This is a genomic window from Halomonas cupida (assembly GCF_900142755.1).
GTDB lineage: Bacteria > Pseudomonadota > Gammaproteobacteria > Pseudomonadales > Halomonadaceae > Halomonas > Halomonas cupida.
Genome location: NZ_FRCA01000020.1, coordinates 38,641 through 56,604, shown reverse-complemented (window position 1 = coordinate 56,604; position 17,964 = coordinate 38,641). Strand labels below are relative to the sequence as shown.

At 60.4% G+C, this 17,964-nt stretch carries 18 protein-coding genes and 1 pseudogene; 12 read left to right on the top strand and 7 right to left on the bottom strand.

Translation table 11 applies throughout. The features are described from left to right. From BUE38_RS21740 to BUE38_RS21730, 3 genes and pseudogenes are all read left to right on the top strand, one after another. Positions 1-422 (top strand): annotated as a pseudogene (locus tag BUE38_RS21740) (aldehyde dehydrogenase (NADP(+))); the annotation flags it as partial. A gap of 82 nt (positions 423-504) precedes the next feature. Beyond that, positions 505-1,593 (top strand): SMP-30/gluconolactonase/LRE family protein, encoded by a 1,089-nt coding sequence (locus tag BUE38_RS21735; protein ID WP_073437345.1) that lies wholly within the window; start codon positions 505-507, stop codon positions 1,591-1,593. 229 nt (positions 1,594-1,822) lie between these two features. Next, positions 1,823-2,797, top strand: a complete 975-nt coding sequence (locus tag BUE38_RS21730; RefSeq protein WP_234987139.1) for an alpha/beta fold hydrolase — start codon at positions 1,823-1,825, stop codon at positions 2,795-2,797. A 14-nt stretch (positions 2,798-2,811) separates the two neighbouring features. Here BUE38_RS21730 and BUE38_RS21725 read toward each other — a convergent pair whose 3' ends face one another. Next, a complete protein-coding gene (locus BUE38_RS21725; RefSeq protein WP_073437343.1) occupies positions 2,812-3,771 on the bottom strand; it encodes an AEC family transporter in 960 nt (319 codons plus the stop codon). A 271-nt stretch (positions 3,772-4,042) separates the two neighbouring features. Further along, a complete protein-coding gene (locus BUE38_RS23060; RefSeq protein WP_159438921.1) occupies positions 4,043-4,219 on the bottom strand; it encodes a hypothetical protein in 177 nt (58 codons plus the stop codon). Positions 4,220-4,543: 324 nt separating this feature from the next. Here BUE38_RS23060 and BUE38_RS21720 point away from each other — a divergent pair, with 324 nt between their 5' ends. The 3 genes from BUE38_RS21720 to BUE38_RS21710 are packed head-to-tail and all read left to right on the top strand — an operon-like array spanning position 4,544 to position 7,327. Further along, positions 4,544-5,359, top strand: a complete 816-nt coding sequence (locus BUE38_RS21720) for an alpha/beta fold hydrolase (protein WP_371860448.1) — start codon at positions 4,544-4,546, stop codon at positions 5,357-5,359. Continuing rightward, a complete protein-coding gene (locus tag BUE38_RS21715) occupies positions 5,359-6,246 on the top strand; it encodes an alpha/beta fold hydrolase (RefSeq protein ID WP_073437341.1) in 888 nt (295 codons plus the stop codon). The genes BUE38_RS21720 and BUE38_RS21715 overlap by 1 nt, the downstream gene beginning before the upstream one ends. 46 nt (positions 6,247-6,292) lie before the next feature. Continuing rightward, positions 6,293-7,327, top strand: a complete 1,035-nt coding sequence (locus BUE38_RS21710; protein ID WP_073437340.1) for a patatin-like phospholipase family protein — start codon at positions 6,293-6,295, stop codon at positions 7,325-7,327. Positions 7,328-7,350: 23 nt separating this feature from the next. Here BUE38_RS21710 and BUE38_RS21705 read toward each other — a convergent pair whose 3' ends face one another. Then, entirely contained in the window at positions 7,351-7,932 is a 582-nt protein-coding gene (locus BUE38_RS21705; RefSeq protein ID WP_073437339.1) for a Smr/MutS family protein, read from the bottom strand. On the opposite strand from BUE38_RS21705, the gene BUE38_RS23055 reads away from it, so the two are divergent. From BUE38_RS23055 to phaC, 6 genes are all read left to right on the top strand, one after another. Further along, positions 7,931-8,104 (top strand): hypothetical protein, encoded by a 174-nt coding sequence (locus tag BUE38_RS23055; RefSeq protein ID WP_159438920.1) that lies wholly within the window; start codon positions 7,931-7,933, stop codon positions 8,102-8,104. The two genes, BUE38_RS21705 and BUE38_RS23055, sit on opposite strands and share 2 nt — an antisense overlap. Beyond that, positions 8,097-9,047 (top strand): 50S ribosomal protein L3 N(5)-glutamine methyltransferase, encoded by a 951-nt coding sequence (gene prmB, locus BUE38_RS21700; RefSeq protein WP_073437338.1) that lies wholly within the window; start codon positions 8,097-8,099, stop codon positions 9,045-9,047. The genes BUE38_RS23055 and prmB overlap by 8 nt, the downstream gene beginning before the upstream one ends. A gap of 34 nt (positions 9,048-9,081) precedes the next feature. Continuing rightward, positions 9,082-10,167 carry a chorismate synthase gene (aroC, locus tag BUE38_RS21695; RefSeq protein WP_073437337.1) on the top strand — a complete coding sequence of 362 codons (1,086 nt, stop codon included), beginning with the start codon at positions 9,082-9,084 and terminating at the stop codon, positions 10,165-10,167. 97 nt (positions 10,168-10,264) lie between these two features. Then, on the top strand, positions 10,265-10,660 hold the full coding sequence (locus BUE38_RS21690) for a hypothetical protein (RefSeq protein WP_073437336.1): 396 nt from the start codon (positions 10,265-10,267) through the stop codon (positions 10,658-10,660). Positions 10,661-10,909: 249 nt separating this feature from the next. Further along, complete coding sequence (locus BUE38_RS21685) at positions 10,910-11,365, top strand: phasin family protein (RefSeq protein WP_073437335.1); 456 nt, start codon at positions 10,910-10,912, stop codon at positions 11,363-11,365. 284 nt (positions 11,366-11,649) lie between these two features. Next, complete coding sequence (gene phaC / locus BUE38_RS21680) at positions 11,650-13,470, top strand: class I poly(R)-hydroxyalkanoic acid synthase (protein WP_073437334.1); 1,821 nt, start codon at positions 11,650-11,652, stop codon at positions 13,468-13,470. Positions 13,471-13,801: 331 nt separating this feature from the next. On the opposite strand, the gene lnt is transcribed toward phaC, so the two are convergent. The 4 genes from lnt to BUE38_RS21660 form a co-directional block, all read right to left on the bottom strand. After that, on the bottom strand, positions 13,802-15,283 hold the full coding sequence (lnt, locus tag BUE38_RS21675; RefSeq protein ID WP_073437333.1) for an apolipoprotein N-acyltransferase: 1,482 nt from the start codon (positions 15,281-15,283) through the stop codon (positions 13,802-13,804). 117 nt (positions 15,284-15,400) lie between these two features. Continuing rightward, positions 15,401-16,267, bottom strand: a complete 867-nt coding sequence (locus BUE38_RS21670; protein WP_073437332.1) for an HlyC/CorC family transporter — start codon at positions 16,265-16,267, stop codon at positions 15,401-15,403. Beyond that, positions 16,264-16,794 carry an rRNA maturation RNase YbeY gene (ybeY, locus tag BUE38_RS21665; RefSeq protein WP_073437331.1) on the bottom strand — a complete coding sequence of 177 codons (531 nt, stop codon included), beginning with the start codon at positions 16,792-16,794 and terminating at the stop codon, positions 16,264-16,266. The genes BUE38_RS21670 and ybeY overlap by 4 nt, the downstream gene beginning before the upstream one ends. After that, complete coding sequence (locus tag BUE38_RS21660; protein WP_073437330.1) at positions 16,791-17,876, bottom strand: PhoH family protein; 1,086 nt, start codon at positions 17,874-17,876, stop codon at positions 16,791-16,793. Before BUE38_RS21660 ends, ybeY begins: the two co-directional genes overlap by 4 nt. Positions 17,877-17,964: the final 88 nt, after the last annotated feature.

Sequence of the window (17,964 nt, the reverse complement as noted above, 5' to 3'; positions counted from 1 at the left end):
CCGAGGAGGCGCTGCAGGCCGAAGTCTTCGGCTCGACGTCGCTGGTGGTGAAGTGTGCCGACCTCGATGAGGTCAAGGGTGTCGCTGAGCACCTCGAAGGTCAGCTGACCGCGACCCTGCAGATGGATGACGACGATATCGAGGTGGCCCGTGAGCTGCTGCCGATCCTCGAGCGCCGTGCCGGACGAGTGATGGCCAACGGCTGGCCCACCGGCGTGGAAGTCTGCGACGCCATGGTCCACGGTGGCCCGTATCCGGCGACCTCGGATGCCCGTACCACCTCGGTGGGCACGGCTGCCATCCAGCGCTTCCTGCGCCCGGTGTGCTACCAGAACCTGCCCGATGCGCTGCTGCCCGAGGCCCTGCACCGCGGGAATCCTCTGGAAATCAGCCGACTGGTGGATGGCAAGCGGAAAGCTTGATGAGTCAGTCTCAGCCCGGGAATCTCCCGGGCTTTTTCTTTCCCGGGCTACTTCGTTCCCGGCAATGGTCAAGGTGGTCACAATGAAAATAACACGCCGAGCAGTACTGTCCTACGGCGCCGCAGGCATGACAATGGCGGCGGTTTCCAGGGCCTTCGGGCAGTCATTTCCCTTCTCTCCCAATCAGCGCTATCCGGATCCTGACGTTCTGATACTGGATCCAGACTTTGCTGAATACCGTATCTTTTCGGCGACAATTGAACAGTTGGGGTCGGGAATGCGTTGGGCAGAAGGGCCTGCCTATTCTCGACAGGAAGGGGCGCTGCTTCTCTCTGATATTCCCAACAACCGCATCATGAAGTATGACGAAGCAGATGACTCGTTCAGTGTCTTCCGCGAATCCGTCAACTTCTCGAATGGTAATGTCTTCGACAGTGAAGGTCGGCTGATCACTTGCGAGCATTCAGTGACACGACGTGTGGTGCGTACTGAAAAGGACGGAAGCCAGACCGTCCTGGCCGATCAATATCAGGACCGGAAGCTCAATGCTCCCAACGATGTAGTGGTCAAGTCGGATGGTAGTGTCTGGTTTACCGATCCGGTGTTCGGCATCAATGGAAATTATGAAGGCGAGCAGGCCGAGCCGGAGCAGGAAACCACCAATGTGTATCGTATCGATCCTGATGGGAGCTTGACTGCCGCCATCACTGATCTCGTCAACCCCAACGGTCTGGCTTTCTCACCGGATGAGAGCAAGCTGTATGTCGTCGAGTGGAAGGGCACTCCCCACCGCAGTATCTGGAGCTACGATGTCGCTGCCGATGGCTCACTGTCCAACAAGGTCAAGCTGATTGATGCTGCTGACTTTGCTGGCCTGGACGGCTTCAAGGTCGATCGTGATGGCAATCTCTGGTGTGGCTATGGCAGCAATGGGGCACTTCGCGACGAACCCGAACAGGTGGATGGCCGCAATATCTTCACATTGAAGGGCAAGCCGGAAGATCTGGATGGGGTGATGGTCTTCAATCCCGACGGTAAACCGATTGGCTTTATCCGCCTGCCTGAGCGCTGCGCCAATCTGGCGTTCGGCGGCCCCCAGGGAAACCGGCTCTATATGGCCGCCAGCCACTCGCTCTACGCCCTTTATGTGAATACTCGAGGCGCAGTGTGACGCTCATGATGGTGGACGTTTCATGTATGGAGATTGCAACAACCAGGATGTTAAATAAGTAATGACTGATTAATTGGGTAGGATTCATCAAGGCCTGCTGATTACGGTCAATCCATGTAACGGAAAACTGAACAAGGAGCTATTCATGCTGCCGTCTGCTTCTCGAAGCGCATACCGAAGTCTCGTCAAGAGCTCAGCCCTTGGCGCGGTGCTTGCAGGAGCCTCGTTGGTGACTGTCGACGCCATGGCGGAATCCGCGGAGGCTGACCGCCCAGCCTATGGGGCCGAGCTGGAGGGATTCGAGTATCCGTGGCCGGTACAGCGCTTCTCGTTCACCTCTCAGGGACAGGATCTGCAGATGGCCTATCTGGATGTGGCCCCTGAGGAACCCAATGGGCACACCATTGTGCTGCTGCATGGCAAGAACTTCTGTGCCGCTACCTGGGAAGAGTCCATCACACGACTGTCCGAAGCCGGTTATCGTGTCGTGGCTCCGGACCAGGTCGGCTTCTGCAAGTCATCAAAGCCGATGCAGTATCAGTTCAGTTTTCACCAGCTGGCCGCCAATACCCATGCACTGCTGGAGCAGCTCGATATCGACAGCGCAACGATCATGGGGCACTCGATGGGGGGCATGCTCGCTGGCCGCTATGCATTGATGTACCCGGAGCAGACCGACCAACTGGTGCTGGTCAACCCCATCGGGCTCGAGGACTGGAAGCAGAAGGGCGTTCCCTGGCAGAGCATTGATGAGTCGTATGCGGCCGAGCAGCAGAAGACAGCGGAAGGCATTCGCCGTTACCAGCAGTCCACCTATTATGTGGGCGATTGGCAGCCGGAATATGATCGCTGGGTCGATATGCTGGCAGGTATGTATGCGGGAGAGGGGGGTGACATTGTGGCCTGGAATCAGGCGCTGACCTCGGACATGGTATTCACACAGCCCATCGTGCATGAGTTTGGTGAGCTTCAGGTTCCGACGCTGTTGCTGATTGGAGAGCAGGACAATACCGCCATCGGCAAGGCGCAGGCCTCACCGGAGGTCCAGGCAACGCTGGGACATTATGATGTTCTCGGTGAGCAGACGGCCGAGCGCATCCCGGACGCCACCCTGGTGGAATTCCCGGAGCTTGGACATTCTCCACATATCCAGCAGCCGGAAGTGTTCCATGAAGCGCTGCTGGAGGGGCTGGAGCAGCGCTGACAGCCAGACCTGGACTAGATCAGGGCCAGTGACTTCAGCACCAGTACTCCGGCGCTGATGGTCAACAGGCTGATCAGAGTGCTGAGCATGATGATGCTGGCGGCGAGACGCTCATTGCCGCCGGCACCACGTGCCATGACATAGGCCACCGCAGCGGTGGGGCTGGCCAGAAACAGCATCAGAATGCCGAGTTCGGCGCCGCGGTAGCCTAGAGCAATGGCAGCCGCCACACCGGTAACCGGCATGACGATGACCTTCCACAGGCTGGCGCTCAGTGCCAGAGCGCTGCTTTCCCGTGCCGCTGTCAGATTCAGGCTGCCACCGATGCAGATCAAGGCCAGAGGGAGTGATAGCGAAGCGAAGTAATTACCGGAAGTCAGTAACCAACCAGGCAATTGGATGTCGAGCCAGGCGAGCGGCAGGGCGGAGACGATACCGATGATCAGGGGGTTGGTGACGACATCGCGGACGATATCCAGCGGTCGTGAACTGACCACCGGGCTGTAGACCGACAGTACGATGGCCGACAGCACCAGATTCACGATGATGATACCCCCCGCCATGATCCCGCCAAGCGATAGTCCGAGATCGCCGTACATGTTGGCTGCCAGTGCCAGGCCGACAATGCCGCAGTTGCCGCGAAAGGCCCCCTGAACATAGACGCCGCGCTCCTGCCGAGGGCAGCGCCACAGGGCCCAGAGCCAGATCAGGCCGAACAGGGCCGCCGAGATGGTGAGATACCAGAGCACCAGCCCCAGGTTCAGCGCCGAGCCGGGCTCGGATTGCAGAATACTCAGGAACAGCAGTGTTGGCATGGTGGCCTTGAACACCAGGCTCGAGGCGGTGTTGACGAAGGTCTGGTCGATCCAGCCGAGGCGTTTGAGCAGAGCGCCGAGGAAGACCATGGCGAACACCGGCAGGCTCACTTCGAGGGTAGAATGAAGGATACTGAGTTCGATGCCGATAACTCCCATATACCGCCGCGCTGGTTGCAGCAGAACGTGCTGTGGATGACACAATAGTACTATGTATGACTTATTGAGTGCATCCTCTATCCAATTTCAGTGCTGGCCATGGCCAGTGTGGGCCATCGCCAGTGCGGGCCATCGTCAGCGGTGGTGCTCGCCGCACAGCCTACGGGTGATTCGTCCTAGCGAACCAGCCAGAGTCCGATGGCTACAGCGGCCACCACAGTGGCGAAGAACAGGCGGTTACGCAGACGGGTATCGCGGGGCGGCTTGTGACTCAAGGCTGACTCCAGAGCGGGATAATGGGATGACTATTAACATGGCAATCAAATAGCTCATCCTGACCGATTTGATTGTCGTCCGCACCACACAGGCGCAGATGCGCGGATCTGCTGGTGGGGTGCGGTCTCGCGTCGGCCTGATGGCCGACGGCGGCACGTCCGTGTGCCGCCATTAACCCAACATGAAAGCATGCCGGGTTAATAGTTGCCGGGGAGGGTTCCCGGAATACTTGGCGCTACATGTTAATGCGGTTAGCCTGCTATCGCGAGCCTGAGGCCGCACAAGGATAACCCGCGGCGATATGTGATCAGCGGGGTTTTGATAACTAGTGTGGTGTCTCACAAGTTGGCATGATTTCAGCGCGCCATACCGAGCCGCTGGCGGTGTTGCGTCCCTGGTCCATATAGTCGATATGGACTGCGGTACGCGTCGTGCCCCAACGGCGCCTGATGGCTCTGAAACACGATGAACATGTGAAACACCACACTAGGTTCTGATACCCATGACAAAAACTTCTCTGCCGACTCTGTTGTTTGCCCATGCCAATGGCTTTCCCGGGCGCAGTTACCGCAGCCTGCTGGAGCCGCTTGGTGACCAGTTCAATGTGCTGCCGGTGGATCGCCTTGGCCATCATCCCGACTTCCCGGTTGGTCATAACTGGTTGGCGCTGCGCGATGAGCTGCTCAAGGATATCCAGGCCTTGCCGGGTCCTGTGGTGGGCGTTGGCCACTCCATGGGGGGAGTGCTCACGGCGATGGCGGCACGAGAGATGCCGCACTGCTTCCATTCAGTGATCATGCTCGACCCTCCCTTGATGCTGGGGCTGGACGCGCTGGTGCTGCGCGCGAGCAAGCTGATGGGCATGGTGGATCGAGTGACCCCGGCGGGCAAGACGAAACGGCGCAGGACACGTTGGGAAAGCCGTGAAGCCATGCGCGCCCAACTGCAACGCAAGGGCCTGTTCCGGCGCTTTACCGCCGAGGCGTTGGATGACTATATCGAAGGCGGTTCCACAGTGCTGGACAATGGTCAGGTTGTGCTCAGCTACGACCCGGAGATCGAGGTCGAGATATTCCGGCACCTTCCTCATCATCTCGATCGTCTTCCCAGGGAGGTGCGTGTGCCGCTGGCGGTCATTGCCGGTGAGGATTCGGACCTTTTGACCCCCAGCCGTTGTCGGCGGATCAAGCGCCGTGGCATTCACCTTTCCACGGTGCCCGGTACTCACATGTTCCCCATGGAGGAGCCGGAGGCCACGCGTCAGGCGTTGGTGGCCATGATCAGCAAGCTGGCGGCCGAGGGAGCGCATTGATGGCAGCATGTTCATTGCCTCGTGCGCAACGCCTGGCCGAGGGGCGGCTGGCTGCTCTGGTCTGGGGCCGAGCACAGGCTCCAGTGTGGCTGGCTCTGCATGGCTGGCTGGATAATGCCGCCAGTTTCACGCGTCTGGCCCCGTGCCTGGCCGAGGCGCTGGATATCCAGATCGTCGCCATCGACTTCGCTGGCCATGGCCTTTCCGAACCTCTGCCGGGGCACCATGACTATGCCCTCTGGGACTACTGTCATGATGTGCTCGATACGCTGGATGAACTGGGGCTGGAACGTGCGCCTCTGCTGGCTCACTCCATGGGGGCGGGGGTGGCTTCGCTACTGGCGGCAGCGATACCCGAACGTGTCGAGCGGCTGGTGTTGATTGATGGACTTGGCGCGCTGACAACACCCGCTGAAGAGCTGCCTCGTGAATTGGGGAAATCCCTGCGTGCCCATCGTCGGCGGCGCTCTTCCGGGCCGCGTTACGCGGACGCCGAGGCTGCCGTAGCGGCGCGAGTGGCGGGAGGTGCGACGCCAGTCCGGGCCGCCGAAGTGAACGAGATCGTGGCACGTAACCTGCGTGAACTACCCGATGGTAGTGTCGCTCTGCGCACCGATCCGCGCCTCAAGCGACCTTCTCCGGTGAGGTTGACCCCGGAGCAGGTGGTGGCGATGTTGGCGGCCATCGAATGTCGTGTGCTGTTGATCGAAGGCCGCGAAGGGATTCTCGGTGAGCGGGAGTGGGCCCGGCGCAGTCGCGCTGCGGTCCGTCAACTCGAGCGTCACGTTCTGGACGGCGGTCATCATCTGCATGTCTCACCGGACTGTGTCGAAACCGTCGCCAGTACCATCGTCAAGGCCTCCTCGCCATGGGGTCAGCTAGAGTAGAAATAGAGGTCTCTGATAAAGGGAACCTGCCTGGTGGAGGGATGCCATGAACGCTGCGAAGTCTGATTGTCCGGCCGGTCTTTCCGGCAAGCGTATTGCCCTGACTCTGGGAAGCGGCGGGGCACGGGGCTATGCCCACATCGGGGTGATAGAGGAGCTGGTGGCCCGAGGCTATGAGATCACGGCAATCTCCGGCTGTTCGATGGGGGCCGTGATCGGCGGCATCTACGCCGCCGGCAAGCTGGATGACTATCGCGAGTGGGTCGAAGGGCTGGGGTCGTTCGGTGTTCTGCGGCTGCTGGATTTCAGCTTCGGCACGATGGGCGCCATGCACGGGCGCAAGCTGATGGGCAAGATTGGTGCCATGATCGGTGAGGTCAATATCGAGGACCTGCCGATCGCCTTCACCGCCGTTGCCACGGACCTGACCCGTCAGCGTGAAGTCTGGTTTCAGAAGGGCCCGTTACTCAAGGCCATCCGTGCCTCCATCGCTATTCCCGGAATCTTTACGCCGATCGAGGATGGGCCGCGGTTGCTGGTGGATGGAGGCCTGCTCAATCCCTTGCCGATCATTTCCAATGTCTCGGCGGATGCCGATCTGGTCATGGCGGTCAATGTCACCGCCAGCAGTTCCAGCCTGGTGACCCTCGAGGAATTGCTGCCCGATGACGAGTCGACCTGTTCTGAACGTCGTAGGGGGGAAGGGGACCGCGGGAAAGACGAGTCGGAAGAACTCTCCTGGGTCGGCGATATGCTGACCCGACGTTGGTTGCGTTCTGCCGGCAAGGAGGCGGACCGAGATCTGGATGAACAAGGCTCGGGCGGCCTGGGGCAGCGAGAGTGGGGACGTCTGGCGATGATCCTGACGTCCTTCGATATTACCCAGGCGGCACTGGCGCGCTATCGGGTGGCCGGCTGTCCACCGGATATCCTCATCGAGGTACCCAAGTCGGTGTGCGGATCATTCGAGTTTCAGCGGGCACGTGAGCTTGTGCGTCTGGGGCGGCACCTGACCTGTCAGGCCCTCGATCGGCTGGAGACCTGTGGGGTGGTGACGGAGCAGGAACGAATTCGCAACTAGTTGCTGGTTACGCGCGTTGTTGGTCAGATGCGGCTGCGCTTGCGCAGCAGGATATATACGGCGCCGGTGCCGCCATCGGCGTCGGTTGCCGAGCAGAATGCCAGCACGCTGGGCCATTCGCGTAGCCAGGCGTTGACGTGGCTCTTGATCACCGGGTAGTCGGCGCTGGCGCCCCAGGCCTTGCCGTGTACAACCAGTACGCAGCGCTGGCCGCTGGCCTGGGCATCATTGAGAAAACTTTCCAGCTGCTGACGGGCCTCTTCGAGGCGATAGCCGTGGAGATCCAGCCCGGCTTCCCAGCTCATTTCACCGCGCTTGAGTTGACTGCGTGTTCGCCAGGGGAGATCCGGCAGGGCGAAGTCGAGGTATTCTGAGGGTAGCACCGGCTCGACGCGGCCATCCGAGGTACGGCCGGTGGACTCGCTTTCGCTGGCACTCACCGCCGAGGCGCGACGAGCGGCTACCGCTTCATCTTCGAGAGACTTGCGTCGGGCGGTGCTGCCGGTATCGGCGCGGTTGGTCTTGATCCGCCGCACGCCAGCTTCCTTGAGGGCCTGACGAAAGGCATTGATATCATCGTCGGACGGGGGCAGGCGGTGACTCATGAGCGACTCGGTAACCTATCTCGGCAAATACGGGGAAATGTTCTGGTCGGTGCAGTATACCGTGCCAGCCGTGGCAGTGAACCGCTGGCGCAGATACAATCGCGGGTTGCAGCTCGCCCCGGCGGCCGCTTTCTTCAACTTGATGCGACTGACAGGATGCTCCCTTGGCTGATTCCGTTTCTGCAGGTTCGACCCTGGTTCTTGGCGATAGTGTAATCGCAGACGACCTCATCACCCTGCGCGACTGCCTGCGTTGGGCAACCAGCGAATTTCATCTGGCCGGCCTGACCTATAGTCATGGCACGGATTCGGCCTGGGACGAGGCGGTGGCTCTGGTTCTGGGTGCGCTGCACCTGCCCTGGGATGTCGACCCCGGAGTGCAGGACGCTCGCCTGCTGCCCATGGAACGTCAGCGCATCGTGACGCTGGTGCGTGCGCGCATCAGTGATCGCCAACCATTGCCCTACCTGCTTGGTGAAGCCTTCTTCGCCGGGCTGGCGTTCAATGTTGACGCGCGGGTACTGATTCCGCGTTCGCCAATTGCCGAGCTGATCGAGGATGGCTTCCGTGCCTGGTTTCCGGAGGAGCCTCCGGCTCGTGTGCTCGATCTATGCACAGGATCCGGTTGTATCGGTATTGCCACCGCGCACTACCTGCAGACTGCCGAAGTCGATCTGAGCGATATCAGTGAGGACGCGCTGGCAGTGGCACGTGCCAATATCAATCGCCATGATGTCGGGCGGCGGGTCAGGGCGGTGGCCAGCGATGTCTTCTCGGGCCTTGAAGGACAGCGTTACGACCTAATCGTGTCGAATCCGCCTTACGTCGATGCTCGGGACCTTGCCACCATGCCGGCGGAGTTCCGTCATGAGCCATCACTCGCGTTGGGCGCCGGCAAGGATGGGCTGGACATCGTCCGGCGTATTCTGCGCGAAGCACGTAGCCACCTGAGCGACCATGGTGTGCTGATCGTGGAAGTCGGCAATTCCGACCATCATCTGGAAGCGGCCTTCCCGGAAGTACCCTTCATGTGGCTCGAATTCGAGCGCGGTGGTCAAGGGATATTCGCCCTGACAGCCGAGGAACTCGACGCCCATGCGGCGTCCTTCAGTTGATTCACGTCCTTCATGGATTCATTGGGGAACGCCCATGTCTGGCAATACCTTTGGCAAGTTATTCACTGTGACGACCTTCGGCGAAAGCCACGGTCTTGCGCTGGGCGCCATCGTTGACGGCTGTCCTCCCGGACTCGAGCTCAGCGAGGCGGATCTGCAGGGTGATCTGGATCGTCGTCGACCGGGGTCATCGAGACACACCACCCAGCGTCGCGAGCCTGACCAGGTCCGGATCCTGTCCGGGGTCTTCGAAGGGGTCACCACCGGTACTCCGATTGGCCTGTTGATCGAGAACACCGACCAGCGCTCGAAGGACTACGGCAAGATCAAGGACCAGTTTCGTCCGGCCCATGCCGACTATACCTATCACCACAAGTACGGCATTCGTGATTACCGCGGTGGAGGGCGCTCCAGTGCCCGCGAGACGGCGATGCGTGTGGCGGCCGGCGCCATTGCCCGGAAGTTTCTTGCCAGCCAGGGCATCCAGGTGCGCGGCTACATGAGCCAGTTGGGCCCCATCGAGATCGAGCTGCGTGACTGGGATGCGGTGGGTACCAATCCGTTCTTCTGTCCGGACCCGGAGCGCCTGCCGGAGCTCGAGGCCTATATGGATCAACTGCGTCGTGATCAGGATTCGGTGGGAGCGAAGATCACCGTGGTCGCCGAAGGCCTGCCGCCGGGTCTGGGTGAGCCGGTCTTCGATCGTCTCGATGCGGAGCTCGCCCATGGCCTGATGAGCATCAATGCCGTCAAGGGCGTGGAAATCGGTGATGGCTTTGATGTTGTCACCCAGCGTGGTAGTGAGCACCGTGACGAGATGACTCCGGAAGGATTCCTGTCCAACCATGCCGGTGGCGTGCTGGGCGGTATCTCCAGCGGCCAGACGTTGATCGCTCATCTGGCGCTGAAACCGACATCCAGCATCACCATTCCCGGGCGCTCCATCGATGTGGATGGCAACCCGGTGGACGTGGTGACCAAGGGCCGCCATGATCCCTGTGTGGGTATTCGTGCCACACCGATCGCGGAGGCGATGATGGCGTTGACGCTGATGGATCATTTTATGCGCCATCGTGCACAGAATGCAGGGGTCGAAGTGACGACTCCGCAGTTACGCTGATCACTGTGCGCAGACCATGCGCACAGGACATGCCTGCTACACTCATGAATAGCCCCGAACTCACCGGTAGCGTTCGGGGAATGCACGCGAGGCCGCCATGAAGATCAATGTCGAGTTCGATCTGACCCCCGAAGAGTTCCGTCAGGCACTGGGATTGCCCAATATCGAGACGTTCCAGCAGGAGCTGCTCGAGCGTATTCAGGGGCAGATGGAATCCGGTGTCGAGGGCTATGACCCCATGAGTCTGATGCAACCGTTCCTTCAGCAGCCCGCGCTGCAGCAGGGGTTGTCTCAGGGGCTGGCCAGTTTCGGCAATTACCAGAAGATGATGCTCGATATGCTGACCCAGGCGGCACGAAAAGCCGGGGACAGCAGCGATGCTGCCGAAAATTCAGGCTCGGCAGGAAATTCCTCCACCAGCAAGAGCTCCTCTGCCTCCCGCAGTAGCACGAGAGCCTCTGCGCGCTCTCGCTCGACCAAAGACAAGTCCTGATTCTTTCGGTGGCGTTTGGCGCCACCGTCTCGTTACCCCATCACTCATGGAGGTGTTGCCGATTCGCGCAGGCTGCAACCTCTGTCATGGCGTTGTCATCCTGTGTGTGCCAGACTGATCTTTGTTGCGCTGCAACACGGTCGTGTTCGTGACGACATGACGTTCGTGACGACATAGAGACTCGTTGCAGCCTGGATCGAACATGTCGCCTGGACATGTCTTCGCTACGTCTTCCTGGAGGAAACGCTCATGCAAGACAAGGTTTTCGAGAATTTCAGTGATCAGGCTCGCCAGTTCTTCGAGCCGATGCGTAAGCTCAACTCCATGATGCTGGACAACATGGAGAAGATGTCCCAGTACCAGATGGAGTCGATGAAGCGCTACAGCCAGATGGGTACCGAGCGCATGCGTGACGCCTCGGAGATCCAGGATGCCGAAGGGCTGCGCGACTTCACCACCCGTCAGGCCGAGATGCTCAACGAGCTGTCTGCTCAAATGCTTGAGGATGCTCGTGCCATGAGCGAAATGAGCCTGGAGTTCAAGGCACAGCTCGAGGAAACGTTCGCTGAGTCCGGCAAGGTGATGGCTGAACAGGCCGAGAAGGTCCGTGCCCAGGCCACCGAAACGGCAGAGCAGGCCACCAAGGCCGCCAGCACCTCTACTACCCGTGCGTCCAGCACATCCTCACGCAAGCGCTCATCCTGATGCCGACCCGGCGTCCTTGAGCCTTCAAGCATGGGCTGGAGGCGTCCTGCGACAGGGATGTCGCTCGGTATCGGAACAGTGGCTTGTTTGTGGCCGAGATTCGTTCATGGCAAAGGTTCGTTCATGACACAGCTTCGTTCATGACAGTGGCCATTTGGTGATGGTGGTTTTTTTATAGCGGTGGTTTTCTTCATACACGGTGGTTTTTTATAACAAAAGGGCAGGGCGCTGCTCTGATCATCGCGTAGGCGCCCTCCGGGAAGTACAGGTAAACGGAGATGCCAATGGCGGCAGGCGATCAGAATACGGCTCAAGCAATGCAGCAGGAATGGACCGAGCAGTTGTCGGCCATCGGTGCCCAGTACCAGGCACTGATGGAGGATATGTTGGGACGCATGGTTCCCAGTGATGCTACGGACTCGGTGCTCGAGGATATGCGCAGCAGCTTCCAGGCCGCTGCAGAGTCCCTGATGCGTGATCCGCAGCTGCTGTGGGAGACTCAGATGCGTCTGATGCAGGATCAGGCGGCACTCTGGCAGCAGTCCATGCAATTGGCCAATGGCACACCTTGTGAGCCGTTGATCGCGCCGGCGCGTGGGGATCGCCGCTTCAAGGACGACGCCTGGACCGAGGAACCGGCCTGGAATGCGCTGATGCAGCAGTACCTGCTGTTCTCGCGTACGGTTGATGAACTGGTGACCAACCTTGATGGCCTATCGGCCGAGCGTAAGCGAAATCTGACCTTCTATGCGCGCCAACTGGTCAATGCCATGGCGCCGACCAATTTCGTTTCCACCAACCCGGAAGTCATGCGGCGCACCCTCGAGACGCGTGGCCAGAACCTGGTCGATGGTCTGGCACGTCTACGGCAGGACCTGGCCAATTCGGCGGACGGGCTGAATGTCTCGATGACCGACCGTAGTGCCTTCGAGGTAGGACGCAATATTGCTGTGACGCCGGGATCGGTGGTCATGGAGAATGAACTGATTCAGTTGATCCAGTATACGCCGAGCACTGAAAAGGCATTCAAGACGCCGCTGCTGATCATCCCGCCCTGGATCAACAAGTATTACGTGCTCGATCTACGGCCGGAAAACTCACTGGTCAAATGGTTGGTCGACCAGGGCCATACCGTATTCCTGATTTCCTGGCGCAACCCCGGTCCCGAGCAGAGAGACCTGACCTGGGCCGACTATATGCAGATGGGACCCATCGCGGCGCTCGAGGGAATCGAGCAGGCCACTGGCGAGAAATCCGTCAACCTGCTCTCCTATTGCATCGGCGGCACCTTGACCGCCTCGACGGTGGCCTATCTCACCAGCACCCGCCGTGGTCGCAAGATCAAGTCCGTGACCTACATGGCAACGCTGCAGGACTTTCGTGAACCGGGAGAGATTGGTGTCTTTCTCAGTGAGTCGGTGTTGCAGGGCGTCGAGGCCAAACTCGAGCGAGATGGCTATCTGGATGGCCGGGTCATGGCCTATTCGTTCAATCTGTTGCGCGAGAACGATCTGTTCTGGTCGTTCTACATCAGCAACTACCTCAAGGGCGAAGAGCCGGCGGCATTTGACCTGCTGTACTGGAATACCGACGGCACCAATCTACCGGCAGGCACCCACGGCTGGTATCTGCGCCACATGTACCAGGAGAACCGTCTGGTGCAGCCCGATGGTATCGAACTGGATGGGGTCAAGATCGATCTGCGTAAGGTCTCGGCGCCCAGCTACTTTGTTGCCACTCGCGAGGATCATATCGCTCGATGGGACAGCAGCTACTACGGTGCCTTGCTGCCCAAGGGGCCGGTGACCTTTGTTCTTGGTGGGTCCGGCCATATCGCCGGTATCGTCAATCCGCCACACAAGAACAAGTACGGTTACTGGACCAACGACGAACTGCCGGAGAGCCACGACGACTGGCTGGCCGCGGCTGAGGAGCATGAAGGTTCCTGGTGGCCCCACTGGCAGGAGTGGATGCTCAAGGGCGGTTATGTTGACCAGGAAAAGATGGTCGACGCGCGTGAGCCGGGCAGTGGTGAGCTGGCGTTGCTCGAGCCGGCGCCGGGCCGTTACGTCAAGACCACTATCCCGGATGTGTTGGGACACTAGCCCCAGACACTGAGCCAACGATAAACGACAAGAGGCCCGAGCATCATGCTCGGGCCTCTTGTCGTTGGGCAGGCAAGGAGCGACGAGCTTCGAGTACGCTGCGCTCGAGCATGGATTCCAGCCGCGAGTGACGAGCTACGAGTACGCTACGCTCAAGCTGAACCCCGAACCCCGAACCCCGAACCCCGAACCCCGAACCCCGAACCCCGAACCCCGAACCCCGAACCCCGAACCCATGGTTCATGGGCGATACTGGTCTGCTCGAAGCTCGAAGCTCGAAGCTCGAAGCTCGAAGCTCGAAGCTCGAAGCTCGAAGCTCGAAGCTGGGTTTCTACCTCCTCCGCACGAAGCCCGGCAACAACATCAGCGCGGCGAGCAGCCAGATCGGCCAGCTACCGGTACGGGTGTAGGGGGTCAGGCCGGTCATCGGCTGGACTTCACCGTCCAGGCGTGCGGTCTCGAACTGGGGTAACTGGTCGAGAATCCTGCCCTGGTCGTCGATGATTGCGGTGATGCCGTTGCTGGTGGCGCGAATCACATAGCGGCCATTCTCCAGTGCGCGCAGACGTGCCATCTCGAGATGCTGGTGGGGACCGATGGAGTCACCGAACCAGCTGTCGTTGGAGACCGTGAGCAGAATATCCGAGTGGCGGGCACGGCTGGCCACCAGGTCGGGATAGATGATCTCGTAGCAGATGGCGTTGCCGATCTCGTGGCCGGCAGCTGTCAGCGGTGTCTGCCAGTCGTCACCGGGCGTCATGGTTGGCATCGGCAGATCAAAGAAGGCAATGGCGCCACGCAGTAGGCTTTCCAGCGGCAGGTACTCACCGAACGGGACCAGGTGAGCCTTGCGGTAGTGGCCGTCGGCGTTGCCGAGACCGACCACGGCGTTGAAGAAGCGGCCATCGTCGTCGCGCTGGAGAATGCCGGTCAGCAGCGCGGTATCCGGGGACAGTGCCGCCTGGGCTCGGGCGAGAATCGGCTCGGCCTGGTCCTCGAACATCGGCAGCGCGGCTTCCGGCCAGATCACCAGGTCTGGTTGTGTGGTCGGCGGCTGTTCATCACTGCCGACCTCTCCGGTCATGGTCAGATAGGTGTTGACCGCTTCGCGCTGCCCCTCTGCTGTCCACTTGATCTCCTGTGGCAGGTTGCCCTGCAGCAGGCTGACCTGCAGCGGCTCACCGTTGGTCGATGTCCACTGCTGGGGAAGGGCCAGAGGCACCAGCCACAGCGCTGCCAGCACCGGAATGACCAGCCAGCGACCTTCGGCCAGCTTGACCAGCAGTGCGCCGCTCAGCGCCACAATCAATGACAACAGGTAGACGCCACCGACCGGGGCCCAGGGCGCCAGCGGAGAATCGACCTGAGTGCTGCCCAGCAGTAGCCAGGGAAAACCGGTGAACAGCCAGGTGCGCAGCCATTCCATCAGTACCCAGAGACCTGTGAAACTCAGCACACTCCAGCGAGCACCGATGAAGCGGCGGTAGAGGCTGAATGGCACGGCGATGAACAGCGCCATGCTGGCGACGAACAATGCCGTCAGGAATATCGCCAGCGGCATGCTGGTATAGCCATAGTCGTGGATCGATACGTACACCCAGGATGCGCCGGTGCCGAACAGGCCGAGGCCGTAGCACCAGCCGCGCAGTAGAGCCTGACGTCCCGTCTGGCGAGTCAGGCCGGCATACATCAGGGCGGCGGCGATGGGGGCCAGCCACCACCAGGAGAAGGGGGCCGCGGCCAGGGTGGTCAGGCCACCGGCGATCACGGCTGCGAGATAACCAGAGCGGCCGCTGAAGATCTTTTCCAGCATGATATCGGTCCTTGAATCAGAGAAGCACCGACCCACCTCATCAGCGCCGGGTCCGTCGCTGCTGGTGTCGATCAGTGCTTCACAGGATAAGCGTCGCTGAACCTGATGGTCAGCGCGTTACTCTTCTTCCTCGCGATCTTCCCGCTCGACCTCGAGCAGACGAATGCGGCGATTGTCGGCATTGAGCACGGTAAAACGCCACTCGCCAATAACCGCGCTTTCACCGCGTGCAGGAAGGTGACCAAAGCGCTGCATGACCAGACCGCCGAGGGTATCGAACTCGTCATCGGAGTACTGGGTATGGAAGCGCTCGTTGAAGTCGTCGATGGGGGTCAGCGCGCGCACTGCATAACGATTATCGCCGAGTGGACGGATGTCCTCTTCCTCGTCGGTGTCATGCTCATCCTCGATATCGCCGACGATCTCCTCGAGGATATCCTCGATGGTCACAATGCCTGCCGTGCCGCCGTACTCGTCGACCACCACCGCCATATGGCTGTGAGTATCGCGAAATTCCTTGAGCAGGCTGTTGAGTCGCTTGGATTCCGGTACGAACATGGCGGGACGCAGCACTTCCTCGAGCTGGAAAGGGCGCTCGATGTCAGTGTGCTGAAGCAATGGGAGCAGGTCCTTGACCAGCAGGATGCCCTTGACCTCATCAAGGTTCTCGCCGATGACCGGGTAGCGTGAGTGTCCGGTCTCGAGAATGATCGGCAGATAGTCTTCCAGCGGCTGGTCGAGTTCCAGCGCGGTGACCTGGGAGCGGGGGATCAGCACTTCGCGCACCTGCTGATCACTGATATTGAGGGCGCCTTCAATGATCGTCATGGCGTCCGGCTCGATCTTCAGCCGGCTGGAGGCTTGACGCAGGAATTCTCGTAATTCCTCACGCGAGCTGGGTTCATCGCTGTCACTGGACAGGGCGCTGAAGATTTTATCGAACCAGGAACGGCTGCTCTGGCTACTCGATCGGTCGTCGCTCATGCGTCGGCTCTCTCGTCCTCGCTGTCGGAATCATGCTTGGGGGTGGCGCAGGGGGCAGCAATATAAGGATCGGCAATGCCCAGACTCGCCAGAATATCGCGTTCGAGGCTTTCCATGTGCTCGGCCTCGTCGTCTTCGATGTGATCGAGGCCCAGCAGGTGCAAGGTACCATGGACCACCATGTGCGCGTAGTGGTCGTCCAGCGCCTTGTGCTGATCAATGGCCTCGCCTACCACCACCGGATGGCAGATGACCAGGTCGCCGAGCAGAGGTAGCTCCAGCCCTTCGGGGACTTCGAACGGAAAGGACAGCACATTGGTCGGCGAGTCCTTGCCGCGATAGTCACGGTTGAGCATCTGACTTTCGTCGCTGTCGACGAAGCGCACCGTCAGTTCGCTATTGGCATGAGCGGGAAACTTCGCCAGGGCAGCATCGATCCAGGCGGCCAGGCGTTGCTGGCTGGGCAAGGCCTGGTCGAGGTCCTGCTCGAGTTCGCTGGCCACCTGGCGATCCACCACGATACTCATGAGTCGGCATCCTCGGCACTGGGCGGGCGCGGCGCAACAACCTGTTGCTGACGGCGTACCTCGGCGCGAGCTTCGCGGCGGGCCCGCTCATCGGCTTCCTGCTGAGCCTCGAACAGATCATAAGCTTCGATGATGCGCTGAACCAGCGGATGTCGAACCACATCCTTTGACGCGAAGTGTGTCACGCCGATCCCGGGGGTGCCCTTGAGCACGTCGAGTACCTGAATCAGACCGGATGTCTGGCCACGGGGCAGATCGACCTGGGTCACGTCACCGGTGATCACCGCCGTCGAGCCGAAGCCGATCCGGGTCAGGAACATCTTCATCTGTTCCCGGGTGGTGTTCTGGCTTTCATCGAGAATGATGAAGGCGTTGTTCAAGGTACGCCCACGCATGTAGGCGAGGGGAGCGATCTCGATGATCTGGCGCTCGATCAGTTTGCCGACCTGCTCGAAGCCGATCATCTCATAGAGCGCATCGTAGAGTGGTCGGAGATAAGGGTCGATTTTCTGGGCGAGGTCACCAGGCAGGAAGCCCAGCTTCTCACCGGCCTCGACCGCTGGGCGAACCAGCAGGATCCGGCGGACTTCCTGTTGGTTGAGGGCTTCCACGGCAGCAGCGACAGCGAGGTAGGTCTTGCCGGTACCCGCAGGGCCGATACCGAAGTTGATATCGTGATTGCGGATGCAGTTGACATAGCCTTGCTGGTTGAGGCCGCGAGGCTTGACCACGACACGCGGCGTGCGGATCAGGACTTCCCCGTGCTGGTGGTCTTCGCCGTCTTCCTCCAGCGCCTCGACATCGCTCTCCTGCAGGAGCAGGTGGATGGTATCCGGTGTCAGCTCGACGGCATCGGCTTCGCGATAGAGGTGCTCGACCAGGTTGGCGGCGACCTTGACGCGCGCTGCCGGGCCTGCAAGCTGGAACATGTTGCCGCGGTTGCGCAACGTCACCCCGAGTCGTGATTCGATCAGTTTGAGATGCTCATCGCGCTGGCCGCAGAGATTGGCCAGGCGGCGAGGCTCGTTGGGCTCGAGGTTGAGCGTGATGATGCGATTGGCCTGGGATGATGGCTGGCTCAAGTCAGAGAGATCCTGAGTTGATGAGTGGTCGCTGTCAGCTTACTGCCCCGGCGTGGGCCAGGGCAATCCTGCGTCAGCTGTGTCATGG

Coding starts and splice junctions, on each gene's coding strand:
- BUE38_RS21735 (WP_073437345.1), top strand. CDS start 505: ATGAAAATAACACGCCGAGCAGTACTGTCCTACGGCGCCGCAGGCATG.
- BUE38_RS21725 (WP_073437343.1), bottom strand. CDS start 3,771: ATGGGAGTTATCGGCATCGAACTCAGTATCCTTCATTCTACCCTCGAA.
- BUE38_RS23060 (WP_159438921.1), bottom strand. CDS start 4,219: ATGGCGGCACACGGACGTGCCGCCGTCGGCCATCAGGCCGACGCGAGA.
- BUE38_RS21715 (WP_073437341.1), top strand. CDS start 5,359: ATGGCAGCATGTTCATTGCCTCGTGCGCAACGCCTGGCCGAGGGGCGG.
- BUE38_RS21710 (WP_073437340.1), top strand. CDS start 6,293: ATGAACGCTGCGAAGTCTGATTGTCCGGCCGGTCTTTCCGGCAAGCGT.
- BUE38_RS23055 (WP_159438920.1), top strand. CDS start 7,931: ATGAGCGACTCGGTAACCTATCTCGGCAAATACGGGGAAATGTTCTGG.
- BUE38_RS21705 (WP_073437339.1), bottom strand. CDS start 7,932: ATGAGTCACCGCCTGCCCCCGTCCGACGATGATATCAATGCCTTTCGT.
- aroC (WP_073437337.1), top strand. CDS start 9,082: ATGTCTGGCAATACCTTTGGCAAGTTATTCACTGTGACGACCTTCGGC.
- BUE38_RS21690 (WP_073437336.1), top strand. CDS start 10,265: ATGAAGATCAATGTCGAGTTCGATCTGACCCCCGAAGAGTTCCGTCAG.
- BUE38_RS21685 (WP_073437335.1), top strand. CDS start 10,910: ATGCAAGACAAGGTTTTCGAGAATTTCAGTGATCAGGCTCGCCAGTTC.
- phaC (WP_073437334.1), top strand. CDS start 11,650: ATGGCGGCAGGCGATCAGAATACGGCTCAAGCAATGCAGCAGGAATGG.
- lnt (WP_073437333.1), bottom strand. CDS start 15,283: ATGCTGGAAAAGATCTTCAGCGGCCGCTCTGGTTATCTCGCAGCCGTG.
- BUE38_RS21670 (WP_073437332.1), bottom strand. CDS start 16,267: ATGAGCGACGACCGATCGAGTAGCCAGAGCAGCCGTTCCTGGTTCGAT.
- ybeY (WP_073437331.1), bottom strand. CDS start 16,794: ATGAGTATCGTGGTGGATCGCCAGGTGGCCAGCGAACTCGAGCAGGAC.